At 67.1% G+C, this 13841-nt stretch carries 14 protein-coding genes and 1 tRNA gene; 4 read left to right on the top strand and 11 right to left on the bottom strand.

The genetic code is table 11. The features are described 5' to 3' along the window. Positions 1–16 precede the first annotated feature (16 nt). Positions 17–2524: a (Fe-S)-binding protein gene (locus CYJ22_RS05815; RefSeq protein WP_101601777.1), complete on the top strand. Its 2508-nt coding sequence runs from the start codon at positions 17–19 to the stop codon at positions 2522–2524. Positions 2525–2643: 119 nt separating this feature from the next. Here the strand turns inward: CYJ22_RS05815 and CYJ22_RS05820 are convergent, their stop codons facing one another. From CYJ22_RS05820 to CYJ22_RS05840, 5 genes are all read right to left on the bottom strand, one after another. After that, positions 2644–2856 (bottom strand): TOBE domain-containing protein, encoded by a 213-nt coding sequence (locus tag CYJ22_RS05820; protein ID WP_021611900.1) that lies wholly within the window; start codon positions 2854–2856, stop codon positions 2644–2646. Positions 2857–2934: 78 nt separating this feature from the next. Then, a complete protein-coding gene (locus CYJ22_RS05825) occupies positions 2935–4500 on the bottom strand; it encodes a hypothetical protein (protein WP_101601780.1) in 1566 nt (521 codons plus the stop codon). 48 nt (positions 4501–4548) lie between these two features. Next, positions 4549–5130: a dCTP deaminase gene (dcd, locus tag CYJ22_RS05830; protein WP_009054237.1), complete on the bottom strand. Its 582-nt coding sequence runs from the start codon at positions 5128–5130 to the stop codon at positions 4549–4551. A gap of 46 nt (positions 5131–5176) precedes the next feature. After that, positions 5177–5929: a TM2 domain-containing protein gene (locus tag CYJ22_RS05835; protein WP_101601781.1), complete on the bottom strand. Its 753-nt coding sequence runs from the start codon at positions 5927–5929 to the stop codon at positions 5177–5179. Between the two features lie 215 nt (positions 5930–6144). Next, the gene (locus CYJ22_RS05840) at positions 6145–6462 is read right to left on the bottom strand and encodes an NINE protein (protein ID WP_101601784.1); all 318 of its coding nucleotides are present in this window, start codon (positions 6460–6462) and stop codon (positions 6145–6147) included. A gap of 254 nt (positions 6463–6716) precedes the next feature. Between CYJ22_RS05840 and CYJ22_RS05845 the strand changes: the two genes are divergently transcribed. Next, positions 6717–7553 (top strand): base excision DNA repair protein, encoded by an 837-nt coding sequence (locus CYJ22_RS05845; protein WP_101601786.1) that lies wholly within the window; start codon positions 6717–6719, stop codon positions 7551–7553. A gap of 79 nt (positions 7554–7632) precedes the next feature. On the opposite strand, the gene CYJ22_RS05850 is transcribed toward CYJ22_RS05845, so the two are convergent. From CYJ22_RS05850 to CYJ22_RS05860, 3 genes are read right to left on the bottom strand one after another with little or no spacing between them, the layout of a single operon-like run. Next, positions 7633–8964 carry an ABC transporter permease gene (locus CYJ22_RS05850; RefSeq protein WP_101601789.1) on the bottom strand — a complete coding sequence of 444 codons (1332 nt, stop codon included), beginning with the start codon at positions 8962–8964 and terminating at the stop codon, positions 7633–7635. After that, positions 8961–9815 carry an ABC transporter ATP-binding protein gene (locus CYJ22_RS05855; RefSeq protein ID WP_050980964.1) on the bottom strand — a complete coding sequence of 285 codons (855 nt, stop codon included), beginning with the start codon at positions 9813–9815 and terminating at the stop codon, positions 8961–8963. The genes CYJ22_RS05850 and CYJ22_RS05855 overlap by 4 nt, the downstream gene beginning before the upstream one ends. Then, positions 9812–10888 carry an efflux RND transporter periplasmic adaptor subunit gene (locus tag CYJ22_RS05860; protein ID WP_101601791.1) on the bottom strand — a complete coding sequence of 359 codons (1077 nt, stop codon included), beginning with the start codon at positions 10886–10888 and terminating at the stop codon, positions 9812–9814. Before CYJ22_RS05860 ends, CYJ22_RS05855 begins: the two co-directional genes overlap by 4 nt. 163 nt (positions 10889–11051) lie before the next feature. On the opposite strand from CYJ22_RS05860, the gene CYJ22_RS05865 reads away from it, so the two are divergent. Then, entirely contained in the window at positions 11052–11672 is a 621-nt protein-coding gene (locus CYJ22_RS05865) for a GNAT family N-acetyltransferase (protein WP_101601794.1), read from the top strand. Positions 11673–11781: 109 nt separating this feature from the next. On the opposite strand, the gene trxA is transcribed toward CYJ22_RS05865, so the two are convergent. From trxA to CYJ22_RS05880, 3 genes are all read right to left on the bottom strand, one after another. After that, positions 11782–12147 (bottom strand): thioredoxin, encoded by a 366-nt coding sequence (gene trxA, locus CYJ22_RS05870; RefSeq protein ID WP_101601797.1) that lies wholly within the window; start codon positions 12145–12147, stop codon positions 11782–11784. Between the two features lie 94 nt (positions 12148–12241). Further along, positions 12242–12880: a TetR/AcrR family transcriptional regulator gene (locus CYJ22_RS05875; protein WP_101601799.1), complete on the bottom strand. Its 639-nt coding sequence runs from the start codon at positions 12878–12880 to the stop codon at positions 12242–12244. A gap of 139 nt (positions 12881–13019) precedes the next feature. Further along, on the bottom strand, positions 13020–13439 hold the full coding sequence (locus CYJ22_RS05880; protein WP_101601801.1) for a (deoxy)nucleoside triphosphate pyrophosphohydrolase: 420 nt from the start codon (positions 13437–13439) through the stop codon (positions 13020–13022). A gap of 147 nt (positions 13440–13586) precedes the next feature. Between CYJ22_RS05880 and CYJ22_RS05885 the strand changes: the two genes are divergently transcribed. Further along, positions 13587–13660 (top strand) — tRNA-Gly (locus tag CYJ22_RS05885). Positions 13661–13841: the final 181 nt, after the last annotated feature.

Below are 13841 nucleotides of genomic sequence, written 5' to 3' on the forward strand. Positions count from 1 at the left end.
ATCTTGAGGAGGAAACGTGGCCAATCCAACGCTGAGCGCCATCATGTGGGGACTCGCCCTGCTCGTGAGCGCCCTGGCCATCCTGTCGTTCGCGCGAGGCCTGACACACATGTGGCGCACGGTCTCGGCGGGCACGCCCGACCCGGGACGCCTGAGCCCCGTCGGCAAGCGAGCGTGGGGCGTCATCTCCGCGGCCCTCACCCACCGCGAGTTCAAGGGGCGCCCCTGGATCAAGGCCGCCCACTGGCTGGTCATGGTCTCCTTCCCGATCCTCTTCTTCACCCTGGTCACGGGCTACGCGCAGCTGCGCGTCCAGACCTTCACGCTGCCCCTCCTCGGCCACTTCGCGCCGTGGGAGTGGCTCACCGAGGTCTTCGCGTGGGGCGGCCTGGCGGGCATCATTCTCCTCATGATCGTGCGCCAGCGCGCCGGGCGCGGCACGGCCGCCGAGGCGGCCCTCTCCAACGACGATCCCGACGGCGCTGCCGCTGCGGCCGACCCGGAAGGCACCCCTCCCTCGTCCCTGGCCACGCCCCACCCGCGCGACTCCTCCCCGCGCGGCCTGGCCTCCCGTTTCCTGGGTTCGACCCGCTGGCAGGCGCTCTTCGTCGAGTGGGTTATCCTCATCGTGTGCGCGTGCGTCGTGGCCCTGCGCGGCCTCGAATACGCGCTGTTCAGCGTGACGCCGGGCCTCGAGGCCCACGCGACCGCCCTGCACTTCCCGCTCACCGCCTGGCTCGGCGCGCTCTTCGCGGCCGCCGCTTCCTCCTCGGCCGCCTCGCTGGCGAACGCGATCGTGCTGGTCAGCGCCCTCAAGGTCCTCACCTCCATAATCTGGCTGACGGTCGTCGGCATCCAGACCGGCATGGGCGTCGCCTGGCACCGCTTCGTCGCGATCCTCAACCTGTACACGCGCCGAAACGCCGACGGGACGAAGTCGCTGGGACCGGCCGACCACATGCTCATCGACGGCAAGCCGGTCACCAGCGAGGACGACTTCGACGACGTCCCCGAGGACACCGTCCTCGGCGTGGGCACAATCGAGGACTTCTCGTGGAAGGCCCGCCTGGACCTGTACTCGTGCACCGAGTGCGGCCGCTGCCAGGAGCTGTGCCCCGCGTGGAACACCCAGAAGCCCCTCTCCCCCAAGCTGCTCATCATGGGCCTGCGCGACCACATGGAGTCCGCCTCCAACGTGCAGATCGTCGAGCAGGAGGAGGGCCACCAAAAGCTGGGCGACGGCGAGGTCCTCCTCGACAAGGGCGTGCCGGCCTCGCCGCACTCCTTCGACCTGGTCTCCGCCCTGTCCCTGTCGGGCGCGACCGGGCCCGAGGGCGTCTCCGCGGTGACCGCTCCCCTGGTCCCCGAGGTCGTCTCCGAAGAGGTCCTGTGGGACTGCACGAACTGCGGCGCCTGCGTCGAGCAGTGCCCCGTCGACATCGAGCACATCGACCACATCCTCGACCTGCGCCGCCACCAGGTCCTCATGGAGGGCGCGTTCCCCCGCGAGCTGGGCCGCGCGTTCCGCGGCATGGAATCCAAGGCGAACCCCTACAACCAGCCCGCCCGCAAGCGCATGGACTGGGCGAAGAAGCTGGACTTCGACATCCCCGTCGTCGGCGAGGACATCGAGGACGCCTCCGAGGTCGACTACCTGTTCTGGGTGGGCTGCGCGGGCGCCTACGACGACACGGCGAAGAAGACCAGCGCCGCCGTCGCCGAGCTGCTGCACACCGCGGGCGTGTCCTTCGCGGTCCTCGGATCGGGCGAGTCCTGCACGGGCGATCCGGCCCGCCGCGCCGGCAACGAGGCGCTCTTCCAGATGCTGGCCGCCCAGGCGATCGACACGCTCAAGGAAGCCAAGCCCCAGAAGATCGTCGTCTCCTGCGCGCACTGCTTCAACACGATCGCCGGCGAGTACCCGGAGCTGGGCGGCTCCTTCGACGTCGTCCACCACACGCAGCTCCTGAACCGCCTGGTGCGCGACGGCCTCCTCACGCCCGTGGCCCCCACCGCCTCGCCTGCCTCCGCGGGCACGGACGCCACGGACGAGGCCGGGGCGCAGTCCGCGGGCACCACTCCCTCAGTCGGCGCACCCCTGAAGGTCACCTACCACGACGCGTGCTTCCTGGGCCGCCACAACCGCGTCTACGAGCCGCCGCGCGAGCTCGTGGGCTCCCTGCCGAACGTGGAGCTCGTCGAGATGCCGCGCAACCGCGACCGCGCGATGTGCTGCGGCGCGGGTGGCGCGCACGCCTGGTTCGAGGAGACGCGCGGGACCCGTATCGCGGATGCCCGCATCGTCGAGGCCGCGGCCACGGGCGCGGACGTCGTCGCGACGGCCTGCCCCTTCTGTTCCCAGATGCTCGGCTCCGCCTCGGGCACATCAGCCGGCTTCGTCTCCTCCGACGCCGACCAGGGCGGCGCGAACAACGACGCCGCCACGGCCTCGCCCGGCGCGAAGCTCCCCGAGGTGCGGGACGTGGCCGTCATGCTGCTCGAGTCCGTCAAGCGCGGGCAGTAACGCACACACGCCCTGCAGCACAGCGCGCACCCACGCATCACGTAGCGCACGCAAGCGCCACAAACGAAAGGGGTGGCCCCGCAGGAAATCCTGCGGGGCCACCCTTTAACGAAAGAAAATCAGTCCTCGACGCCGACGATGACGTTGGAGGCCTTGATGACGGCGACGGCCTTGGAGCCGACGGTCAGGCCGAGCTCCTCGATGGCGGCGTTCGTAATCGACGAGGAGATGACCAGGCCGGGAGCGACCTCGATCTTGACGATGCCGTTGACGGCGCCCTCGGAGACCTCAACGACGGTGCCGGGGAGCTGGTTGCGTGCAGAGAGCTTCATGGTGTGCCCTTTCGTTCATAGTGGTTTGCAAACACACATACCCTAGCGGGCATGCAACGCGCCTTCCACGAATGCGACCTATTCCTCACCCTCCGGTGAAATCTCCTCAAGACCGACGAGGAAGCCATCCTCGTCGATGACGTTGCCGCCCACCAGGGTCGCGATCATTCCGGCGGCCTTCTCCACGTCCTGGGTGGAGCGCAGGCGTTCGAGGCGCGCGGTGCGGCTCATCGCGCCCGCACCGGGCGTCGGCGCGGAGGTGGGCAGCCAGCGAACCTGGTATTCGATGATGGCTCCGGCCGTCCACGGCTCCCAGCGCAGGACGCGCGGCGGCGTGGGCACGGCGTGGACCTCGATCATCATGTCCGAGCGGTGGCCGATCGGGCTCATGAGGGCGTAACCGTCGACGACCTGCGGCTTGTCGTGCTGGGCCTCGAGCTCCTCGCGGGCCTTGGCGATCTTGGAGGCAATGTCCTTGCGCACCGGCCCCAGCTCGGCCTTCAGCTTTTCGATCTGCTCGACCTGCGCGGGGCTGAGCGGGGCGGGCTTGGGGGCCTCGGGCGTAATGTCGCGCGCGTCCTTCATCTGGTCGAATCCGGCGCGCTCGCGCATCGCGGAGAGCAGGTCCTCGGGGTTGATCCAGCGCGGCGAGTACACCGTCAGATTCACGGCCGAGTCGGCGTCGGGGACCATCACGTAGCCGCTGCCGGCGATGCGCAGACCACCGGCGAGGCGTCGGGCCATGCGGCGCAGCGCCTCGAGCACGCGATACTCCAGGCCCGTGGGCACACCGTCGGGGAACGCCTTGTCCCACTCGCCCATCACGCCGTTGCTCTGCTGGCGGGCATGGGCCTGCGGGCAGCGCAGGACCCACGCGTTGGACAGTGAGGCCGGGGTGCCCAACGCCGTGCGCGTCGGCTGGTCCAGCGTCCACGGCCCCTCCAGCTCGGCGTCCGAGGAGAGGCGCAGGCGACCCGGGGCGATCCATCCGGCCTCGTCCCACATGGAGATCGCGAGGGCCTCAAGCTCGGCGGGGTCGACCGCGTCCGAAACGAGGAAGAGGTGATGGCTGCGCGCGTCGTCGAGGTCGATGACGCCCGCGGGTTCGTCCAGCTCGATGGCGGCGGCAATCGGGATGGCGGCCTCGGCGCTCGTCACCTCGCCGTCGGCGTCGATCTGAAAGGCCGCGTCCGTCGAGGTCATCGTCGTCAGGCCGACATTGGTTTGGATAAGTGGATTATCCGTCACGCTCATCGGCGTCGGATCGGCGAAAGAATGGGGGGCGGCGGCCATGCGTTCCTTGAGGGAACGCCTCACCGGCGAGGCCTGGGGGGCCTCGTCCCTATTGGTGACCTGCTCGCGCGGGGTCATGCCCGGCAGAGCGACACCCTGGATAACACCCGTGCGCGTCGGGGAGGGCGCGACCGGCGGAATGCCGGCCACTGCCTCGGCGCTACCGCCGCCCTGCGGGGCGCTGCTCGCCTGCGGGATCCCCATGACGGGCGTCGACACAGGCGACTCCGGCGCAGGGGGAGCCTGCAGATCGGAGGGTTCCGGCGGGGGCGGAGCCTGCAGGTCAGCGGGCTCGGGCGCGGGCGGATAGCTCAGCTCGCGGGCCGCACGCTCAGCGCGCTCGGCGCGCATGCGTTCAAGCCGGGACGGCGGCGGGGGAGGAATGGCCGACATAGAGTGTCACCGTTCGATGCGCGTGCATGTGAAGCGCTCGTGGGTGCGCGAGGGCGTCGGGCCGCGCTGACCCTGATAGTGAGAGCCCAGCCCCTGAGAGCCGTAGGGGTGCTCAGCCGGGGAGGACAGGTCGAAGAAGCACAGCTGCCCGATCTTCATGCCGGGGTAGAGCAGGATCGGCATCGTCGCCGTGTTCGACAGCTCGAGGGTCACGTGGCCGGAGAAACCCGGGTCGATGAAGCCGGCGGTCGAGTGGGTGAGCAGGCCGAGGCGTCCCAGCGACGACTTGCCTTCCAGGCGCGCAGCGATGTCATCACCCAGGGTCACGAGCTCGTATGTGGCGCCCAGGACGAACTCGCCGGGGTGCAGCACGAAAGGCTGGTCGGGGCCCACATCCACCAGGTGGGTGAGGTCCGATTGGTCCGCCGCGGGGTCGATCACCGGGTAGCGGTGGTTATCGAAAAGGCGGAACAGGCGATCCAGGCGCACGTCAATGCTGGCCGGCTGAACCAAGTCGCGGTCCAGCGGGTCGAGCTGGATACGCCCGGAGTCCAGGGAGGCTTTGATGTCGCGGTCACTGAGCAGCATGACTCGATTGTCGCATACTCAGCGCCGCGACAACAGCCTCAGCGGGTCACTGCAGGGGCTGTCCCTGCGCGTCGTAGCCGTACGAGCCGGAACGCATGAGGATCATGATGAGCTCGATGAGGACCCACACGGCGGTGACGGGCGCACCGATGACGATGATCGTCAGAATCAGCTGAATGATGGCTCGGTTGGTGTAGCCCAGGTAGAAGTTGTGGACACCGAAGCCGCCGAAGAAGAGGCCAAGGAGCAGGGCAACGATCCACTGCTTGGGCGGGCCGGCGACGACGGGCTGGCCGTACGCGGGCTGAGAGTAACCGGGCTGGCCGTAGGCCTGCTGGCCCGCCGCGTAGGCGGCCTGCTCGAAGCCGGGCTGCGTGAAGCCGGGCTGTGCACCGTAGGGCGCCTGGTTCGCGGCGGCATCGGGGCCGGGCTGGGCGGAAGCCGCATCGTAGGCCGTACCGTACGTGGTCGAGCCGGGGGTCGCCGTGGCCTCATCGAAAGAGGGGGCCGAGGCCTGGGGGAAGCTCGGCGCCTCGGGCACGGGCACCTCGGCGGCGGGTTCAAAGGTGGGAACCTCGGGCGCGGGAACCTCGGCAGCAGGTTCAAAGGAGGGAACCTCGGGCACGGGGACCTCGGCAGCAGGTTCAAAGGTAGGAACCTCGGGCGCGGGGATCTGCGCGGCATCCTCGACGGCGGGAGCATCGGGAATCGAGAAATCGGCCGAGGGAACCTCGGGGACGGTAACCTTCGCAGGATCCTCAGGGTTGAAGGGGGTGGCCTGCGGGTCGGGCGTCGTCATGGGTGAGCCTTTCGATTGTCGTGGGGGCCGCGAACGGCCGTACTGACACAGCCTAGCGTGCACAGGCTCAGGCGCGGAAGCTGCGTCCACCCCGAATCTCCCCTGATTGCCCCCGGATACCCGCCAAGTCGGGACAAAAAACGCGGGGCTCGGCATGAAGCCGAGCCCCGCGCGTGACGTTGTTAGCGCGCGCTTAATGCGCACACAGGCACAACTCAGACGGTGGGAACGCCGTTGGCGTCCTTCTCGTAGATCCACTTGCCCAGGAAGGTCATGATGGCCACGACGAGCAGAACGACGCCCCACGCGTAGTAGAGCAGGCTGAAGATGGTCGAGATGAAGCCAAGATCCAGGACGACGGCCGGCACCACGAGCACGAGGGAGATGACGATCTTGTAGATGGCGTACTGGGTGTAGCCGAGGTAGAAGTCACCGATGCCGAAGCCACCGAAGAACAGGTTGAGAAGGCCGGCGACCATGCGGGACTTGCCCTGGACGGGAGCGTTGTAGCCGGGCTGCTGAGGAGCGGACATGTTGTCTCCTATGTGTTGATGGGGCCCGCAAGGGGCGTTTTTCAAAAACATGGTCAGACTAGCGGACCCTTTCGATTTTGTACAACAATCCCCCAATTTTATGCATCAGCTCACAGCTAAATTCCCTTCGTTCGTCACAATGAAGCTTTGTTCCATAGACTGACTGAGTGTTCATAAATCCAACGGCGGAGGCCACACGCGCACTCCACTGCGACCTGCCTCAGTGGTTCACGACGCACAAACGCGACCTACCAATGCGCACAGCCGATGTCTCTGACTGGGGAACCCTCGTCTTTGAGATCATGAGCCAACAAACCCCCATCTCGAGGGTCCAGCCAATCTGGCTCGAATGGATGGAACGCTGGCCCACTCCCGCTGACCTCGCGGCTGCATCATCGGCAGACATCATTGTTGCCTGGGCAAACCTCGGATACCCGTCGCGCGCCCTGCGCCTCAAAGCCTGCGCCGCGACGATCGTCGAGAAGCACGACGGCAAGGTTCCTCTCACCATGAAGGAACTCACCCTCCTGCCGGGCGTCGGCACCTACACCGCCAGCGCACTCCTCGCATTCCGGCACGGAATCCGGGTGCCGGTCTTGGACACAAACGTGCGTCGCGTGCTGGTCAGATTTCTGGACGGTCGGGAGTTCCCTCCCCACTCAACCCCTTCAAAAGCAGAAAATAACCGCGCCGAGCAACTTCTCCCAGAAAATGGGCACGACGCAGCCGAGGTGAGTTTGTCTCTCATGGAATTCGGCGCCCTGGTTTGCACCCAGCTGAGCCCGTCGTGCGATCAGTGCACGATCCACGACAACTGCGCGTGGGCCGCCGCCGGCTACCCCAAGGACGAGAAGCGCCCCACGCCCCAGCCCTACGCGGGCACCGACCGCCAGGCACGTGGCCGCATCATGAAAGCCCTGCGCACCGCACACTTCGAGGGCAAGGAAGGCCTCACCAAGCGCCGCGTGCTCGACGTCGCCCGTATCGACGGCGGGGATCGCTACCAGCCCACCCGCGTCTACCGCGCCCTCATCAAAGAAGGCATGATCGTCTACGACCAGGACACGAATCGGGTCACCCTCCCTCGATGACCCATAGGCAGGGACGAGGCCGGGGACCCTTCACCCAAGGGCCGCGGTCCCGGGAGGCACCCACGGCCTCGTCAATGAATCAGTAGCGGATCGCGTCGATCGGCTTGATGCGCACGGCCGCGAGCGCCGGGATGATGCCACACAGGGCGCCGATGCTCGTGGAGATGGCAACGCCCGCGATGGCGGCCCCGGCGGGGAATGCCGGGGTGTCGCTGAGCGTGACGCCCAGGGCCTCGAGGGGCAGGAAGCGCACGACGACGACCGCGATGCCCACGCCGATGACGCCGGCGACGAAGGTCGCGACGACGGACTCCATGAAGACGGCGAAGAAGACGCGTGCCGCGGAGGCGCCGACTGCCCGACGGATACCGATCTCGCGCACGCGCTGGCGCACGGTCACGATCGCGACATTCAGCAGGCCCAGGGCGCCCAGGAACACGATGATGCCGCCGATGATCATGATGACGTTGGAGATGGTACCCAGCTGTTCCTCCCCGATGTCCTCGTGTTCGCCGCCGGAGACGGAGACCTTCCAGCCCTCGCCGAGGATCGAGGCCAGGGCGCGCGGCAGGGTCTCGCGGGCCTGGTCGGCGTTCTCGGTGCCCACCCAGGCGATCATGGCCGGGGAGGTCATCTGCGGGAAGGAGACGCGCGCCGCGTCGTAATGCGCGAACACGGTGGGCATGTCGAAGGAGCTCTTCGACTTGGTGACGCCGACGACGCGCATCGCGACACCGTCGCTCGTATGCAGGACGATCGGAACCTGGTCGATGGGGGCGCGCCCCAGCTGATCCCAGAGAGTCTGCGAAATGACGACAGGAATCAGGCGCTGGTCGGCATCGCTGCTCTCGACCCAGCGTCCCGCGAGCATACGAGTGCGGTAGATGACCGCATAGGAGGGGTCCACGCCCTGGAACGCGACGCCGTCAACCATGTCGCCAATCTTCGTCAGGGGATAGCCGCGGAATTGTCCACTGGAGCGCGCCTGTCGAGTTTCGACGATGTCGCCGCCCCCGCTGGAAAAGCGCGACCAGTAGCGGATGTCCGTGCGTTCGGCCAGGGTGCCCATGGCCTCGCCGATGGTGTCCTTTTCGTCGGGTCGCTTCGCCGTCTGCGCGCCGGTGGCCGAGGCGGGATCGGACGCATCCTGATCGGGGCCGCCGGCCGCCGGTCCTTGCGAGGCGTTCGAGGAGCTTTCGGGGGTCAGGCGCAGGGTGACGGAGCGCCCCTCGTAGAGCTCCGCCAATTCGCGCGAGGACTGCAGGAGCAGGTCGCCGAGCGCGATGACGATCGTCATGGCGGCCACAGCCGCGACCACGCCCACGAGGGAGAGGACGACTCGCGCCTTCTGGACCTTGACCTCGCCCCAGGCCTCGATGAGCGCACCCAGGATCTGACTAACGGCGTTCACTGCTCACCCTCCTCCGACATTGCGGGGGCCGAGGCCTGCTCGGCTTCCGGGTCTCCCTCGGCGGGCGGGAGCGGAGGTTCAGCCACAGCGGGTTCTGTGCCCACCTGCTCGGCCCCGGCCTCGTCGCTACCGTGCCCGGCCTCCGCGCGGTGCGCGAGAGCGGAAGGATCCTCGACCTCGTGCAGCGTGCCGTCGTAGAGTTCGTAGGCGCGCTGTGCCCGCGCGGCCACGGCCATGTCGTGCGTGATGACGATGAGCGCGGCGTTGGACTCGCGGGCGACCTCCTCAAGGAGGGCCATGACGACGCGGCCCGTATCCGGGTCGAGGGCGCCCGTCGGCTCGTCGGCGAGGATGACGCGCGGGCGGCGCACGAGGGCGCGCGCGATCGCGATGCGCTGCTGCTCGCCGCCGCTCATCTCGCCCGGGTAGGAGTCCGCGCGCTCGCCCAGGCCCACGCGCTCGAGCATGTCGACGGCGATCGAGCGCCTGCGCAGCAGCTGCGGGCCGGGGGCGTACAGGAGGGGAACCTCGACGTTTTCGGCAGCCGTGCGCGCCGAGAAGATGTTGAATTGCTGGAACACAAAGCCGAAATCTTCCCCGCGCATGCGCGCGCGGCGCCCCTCGCCCAGGCGCGTCGTATCCACACCGTCCAGCTCGTACGTGCCCGACGTGGGGGTATCCAGCAGGCCGATAATGTTGAGCATCGTGGACTTGCCGGTGCCCGAGCGGCCCACGATGGAAACGTGCTCGCCCTGCGCGACGTCCAGGTTGACGCCGCGCAGAATGTGCAAGTCATCCCCGTCAGGCAGGGTCACCGTGCGGGTCACATCCCGCAGGCACACGAGACTCATTGCGTGCCCGCCGTGCCGCCCGAGCCCCCGGCCATGCCAGAGTCCATGCCGCCATAGGGGCCGGTCTGCCCGTCCTGGTTGTCCTTGTTCGAGGTCGGGGTGAACTCGAGGATCTCCTCGCCCTCCGTCAGCCCCTCCTTGACCTCGACCATCTTGCCGTCCGTGATGCCCAGGGTGACCGCGCGCTTCTCCGGCTTCGTCGGGTCGTCGGTCGGCAGGTAGACGGTGCCGGACTGGTAGCGGCCCTCGACCGCGGAGATCGGCACCGCGAGGACACCCGTCGCCGAGCCCGCCGTCATCTCGAGGGTCACCTGCAGGCCCGCGAACACCGTCTGATCGGAGGGGATCGCGCAGCGGGCCTTCAGATCCGTCGAGGACGAGGCGCCGTTATCGGACCCGGCATTCGCCTTGGGATCCTGCGCCTTGCCGGTCGGGCTTACCAGCTTGACGCCCGAGCACTCGAAGGGCGCGGGGCCGTTCTTAATCGTGACGGTCGCGGTCGACGGGGCGTCCTGGAGGCGGTACATCTGGTCCGCACTCAGGGAGGCAACCGCGGAGAAGGTCGCGGGCGCAATCGTCGCAACCGTGTCGCCGATCGCGAACTGCTGGCCGACCAGCACGCCCGTCGACACCGTTCCATCACCGGGCGAGACAACGGTCTCGTACTTGTAGGTCGGCTCGGAGGTCTCGACGCTCACGTTGCCTTCCTCGTCGGTGACCTGACGGGTCTCACCGGGGAATTCCTTGCGGATCTGGACGATGGCGTCGCCCTTGGCAATCTTGTCACCGTCGTTGACGAAGGTGCGCACGACGTTGCCATCCAGGGTCGCGCGGGCGACGACCGGCTCGTCGGCCTGGATCGTACCCGTCACACTCACAGTGTTCGTGATGTCGGCGCGGCCCACCTCGATCGTCATCTGCCCGAAGTTGCCGCCCGGGTCCATGCCGTCAGTGCTCTTATCCTCCTGCGCGGCAGGAAAGAACGCGAACTTCACCAAGGCCACGGCAATAACTACCCAGGCAAGAACCTTGACGATGTCGAGCACCTGGGCGGTGCGGGTCTTGTGTGCCACGTGCGTCTCCTTCGATGAACGGCGTCGCCCAATTGTAAGGTGCGCCTCATTCACGCAGCAACGCTATCCCCGTCTTTTCAGGGTTTTCTCAGGGTCTATCCCGACCGCTGGGCGGAGCGCTCCCTCGCCTCTACGATGGGTAAGGAATCAACGAAAGGCAGCCATGATCCGCCGCGCCACCCCCGCAGACGCAGAGGCGCTCTCCTCCCTCTCGCGCACCTGCTTCACGCAGACTTTCGGCCACCTCTACGACCCCACAGACCTGGCGGTCTTCCTCGACGAGGCTTACACGCCCGATGTCCTGCGCGCCGAGCTCGCAGATCCGGACCGGGCGACGTGGCTGCTTGTCGAAGACTCACCCAACGAGGCCGTGGCAGCGCCTGGGCACTCCTCCCCCGCCGCCCACCCGGGCGCACCGAAAACCGGTGACGAGGCCCCGGCCTCGTCTGGCCCTCACACCCTGATCGGCTACGTGACCGCATGCCCCGCACACCTGCCCCACCCGGACGTGTCGCCTGACGATGGGGAAATCCAGCGCCTCTACATCCTGCAGGGACACCAGGGCGGCGGACGCGGCACGCTCCTACTCAACACGGCGCTCGAGTGGCTCGAGCGCGACGGCCCGCGCACCCTGTGGATCGGCGTGTGGAGCGAAAACTACGGGGCGCAGCGCTTCTACGCGCGCCACGGCTTTGAGATCGTCGGCGAATACTCCTTCATGGTGGGCGACCACGCCGACCGTGAGCTCATCACCCGACGCCTCCCGCGAGCGCTCAGCGCGTAAGCGGCACAGGCGGCGCGTCAGTGGCGCAGGCATACGTACCGAACGTTAGTAGACGAAAGGGGCCCCGAGGCGCGATGCCTCGGGGCCCCTTTCAGTTAGTTGCGCGTCGTCACTTCTGCTCAGACTCGGCAATCTTCTTGCGCACGTCGTCCATGTCCAGGTTCTGGATCTGGGAGATCAGATCCTCCAGGGCGGACAGCGGCAGGGCGCCGGACTGACGGAACACTGCGATGCCGTCACGGAAGGCCATGAGGGTCGGGATCGAGGTGATCTGCGCGGCCATCGCCAGCTGCTGCTGATCGTCAGTGTCGATCTTGCCGAACACGATGTCCGGGTACTTCTCGGAGGCCTCTTCGAAGATGGGGCCGAACTGGCGGCACGGGCCGCACCAGGTTGCCCAGAAATCCACCAGGACGATGCCGCCGGCGGACACGGTCTGCTCGAAGTTCTCCTGCGTAAGGGTAACGGTAGCCATGATTCTCCTATTGTCGCCGGCTTATCCGACGGTCGTTGGGGCGGGCCCGTGGGCCTCGCATGAACTGTCTTACTCAACGGGCGCGGTGCGCCAACTATTCCCCCGAAGGAAGAGCGCGCGCGGTGACCTGACACACATTCTCCTCCGAAGCGCCCAGGCCTCGCAAAATAAAGGTCTCGACCAGAGCAAGCGCGGATTCGCGATGGTCCGGGTCCTTGGGGAGGCGCTGACCCTGCAGGGTCGCGTGGATCAGGTGAACCGCACCGAGGGTATTCTGCTCGGCGATCAGCCCGCATTCCATGGCCTCGTCGAGAATGCCGATGAGGACCTCACCCACAAGGCCCGCATGATCATGGAGGTGCGAGGCACCCTGCCCGGACATCTGGCGACGCAGACCCATGCCGGCCTTCACGTGGTAACGGCCGATCATCTGCAGATGGGAGCGAATGTAGATGCGCAGACGCATGAGGGGATCCGGCTCAGCTTCGAGGCGCTGCGTCAGGACACGCGCAAACTCACTGGTCACCTCGCGCATGTAGGCGAGCAGCAACACCTCTTTGTCCGCGAAGTGGTTGTAGACCGCCGTGCGCCCAACACCCGCACGTTCGGCGATCTGACTCATGGTGATCGACTCGAAGGACTGCTCCCCCATCAGCGACCCCAGAGCCTCAAACAGGCGCGTGCGGGTCAGTTCGCGGTGAGAGGCGAGGGACTCCCCAATAATCTTCGGCATGCACTTATTCTGACATCTTTCCCCTATGTGTCGTCAAATGGGAGGGCATGCGGGATGAACTGCATGTTCAGGCAACGACACCGGTTGCGACGCTCACCCACACCCGTTACCGGCGCCCCCCAAGCGCACCGCCGGACTGTCAGCGAGCGCAGCGGGCGACCACGGCCTCGACAATCGGCAGGTCAGCGACGATCCACGGCAGCGCGGCGAGGTCCGCGAGGGACACCCACCTGGCCTCAAGATGCGACGCACCCACATGCGGTGCGGGCGAGCCGGCCGCAACCTCGGCGAGCCACACGCCCATGACGCGCCCGCCCAAGATCGGCCACCACTGGCCCTCCTCGGGACACACGCGCTCACCGATGATGACGCGGGCACCGAGCTCCTCGGCAATCTCGCGCGTCAGGGCGGCTGTTGGGTCCTCGCCGTCCTCAACCTTGCCGCCGGGCAGCTCGAACTGGCCGCGCAGCTCTTCCGGGTAGGCGCGTGAGCAGGCGAGCAGCATCGTGGGCTCACGCAGCGAATCGACGATCGCGGCCGCCACCACGGGACGAGGCATGGGAACTCCAATCAGTTGGGCGACCTCAGTGTATCGGGCACGTCCGCGTGTCGATGGTGCGGAGGCTGAGTGCCGGGTGGCGCCGGTTGCGCGGCCATCCGGCGTGACGATATGATCGACGGGTCGATTCCTTCGGGACGATGAATTGCGGGCGTAGTTCATCGGTAGAATGGAAGCTTCCCAAGCTTCAGAGGCGGGTTCGATTCCCGTCGCCCGCTCCATTTCAACTCCGGATTTGATAAATCCGGAGTCTTTTCGTTTGCGGGTATCTGACCAATGTTGGTCGACTGTGTCATGGGTGTAAGCGATTTGTGTGGTAGTGGCGCAGGTGGCCAGGCCAGTGCGTGCACGACCCTGATCGAGCGCACCACCGGCTAGCAAGGACGTTCAGGAACGTATAGT

The sequence above is a fragment of the Schaalia odontolytica genome, from assembly GCF_002847525.1.
In the GTDB taxonomy this organism is placed as follows: Bacteria; Actinomycetota; Actinomycetes; order Actinomycetales; family Actinomycetaceae; genus Pauljensenia; species Pauljensenia odontolytica_B.

Excerpts from the sequence above, each read along its gene's own strand:
- CYJ22_RS05820 (WP_021611900.1), bottom strand. The coding sequence starts at position 2,856 with ATGAAGCTCTCTGCACGCAACCAGCTCCCCGGCACCGTCGTTGAGGTC.
- CYJ22_RS05825 (WP_101601780.1), bottom strand. The coding sequence starts at position 4,500 with ATGCGCGCCGAGCGCGCTGAGCGTGCGGCCCGCGAGCTGAGCTATCCG.
- dcd (WP_009054237.1), bottom strand. The coding sequence starts at position 5,130 with ATGCTGCTCAGTGACCGCGACATCAAAGCCTCCCTGGACTCCGGGCGT.
- CYJ22_RS05835 (WP_101601781.1), bottom strand. The coding sequence starts at position 5,929 with ATGACGACGCCCGACCCGCAGGCCACCCCCTTCAACCCTGAGGATCCT.
- CYJ22_RS05840 (WP_101601784.1), bottom strand. The coding sequence starts at position 6,462 with ATGTCCGCTCCTCAGCAGCCCGGCTACAACGCTCCCGTCCAGGGCAAG.
- CYJ22_RS05845 (WP_101601786.1), top strand. The coding sequence starts at position 6,717 with ATGCGCACAGCCGATGTCTCTGACTGGGGAACCCTCGTCTTTGAGATC.
- CYJ22_RS05855 (WP_050980964.1), bottom strand. The coding sequence starts at position 9,815 with ATGAGTCTCGTGTGCCTGCGGGATGTGACCCGCACGGTGACCCTGCCT.
- CYJ22_RS05865 (WP_101601794.1), top strand. The coding sequence starts at position 11,052 with ATGATCCGCCGCGCCACCCCCGCAGACGCAGAGGCGCTCTCCTCCCTC.
- trxA (WP_101601797.1), bottom strand. The coding sequence starts at position 12,147 with ATGGCTACCGTTACCCTTACGCAGGAGAACTTCGAGCAGACCGTGTCC.
- CYJ22_RS05875 (WP_101601799.1), bottom strand. The coding sequence starts at position 12,880 with ATGCCGAAGATTATTGGGGAGTCCCTCGCCTCTCACCGCGAACTGACC.
- CYJ22_RS05880 (WP_101601801.1), bottom strand. The coding sequence starts at position 13,439 with ATGCCTCGTCCCGTGGTGGCGGCCGCGATCGTCGATTCGCTGCGTGAG.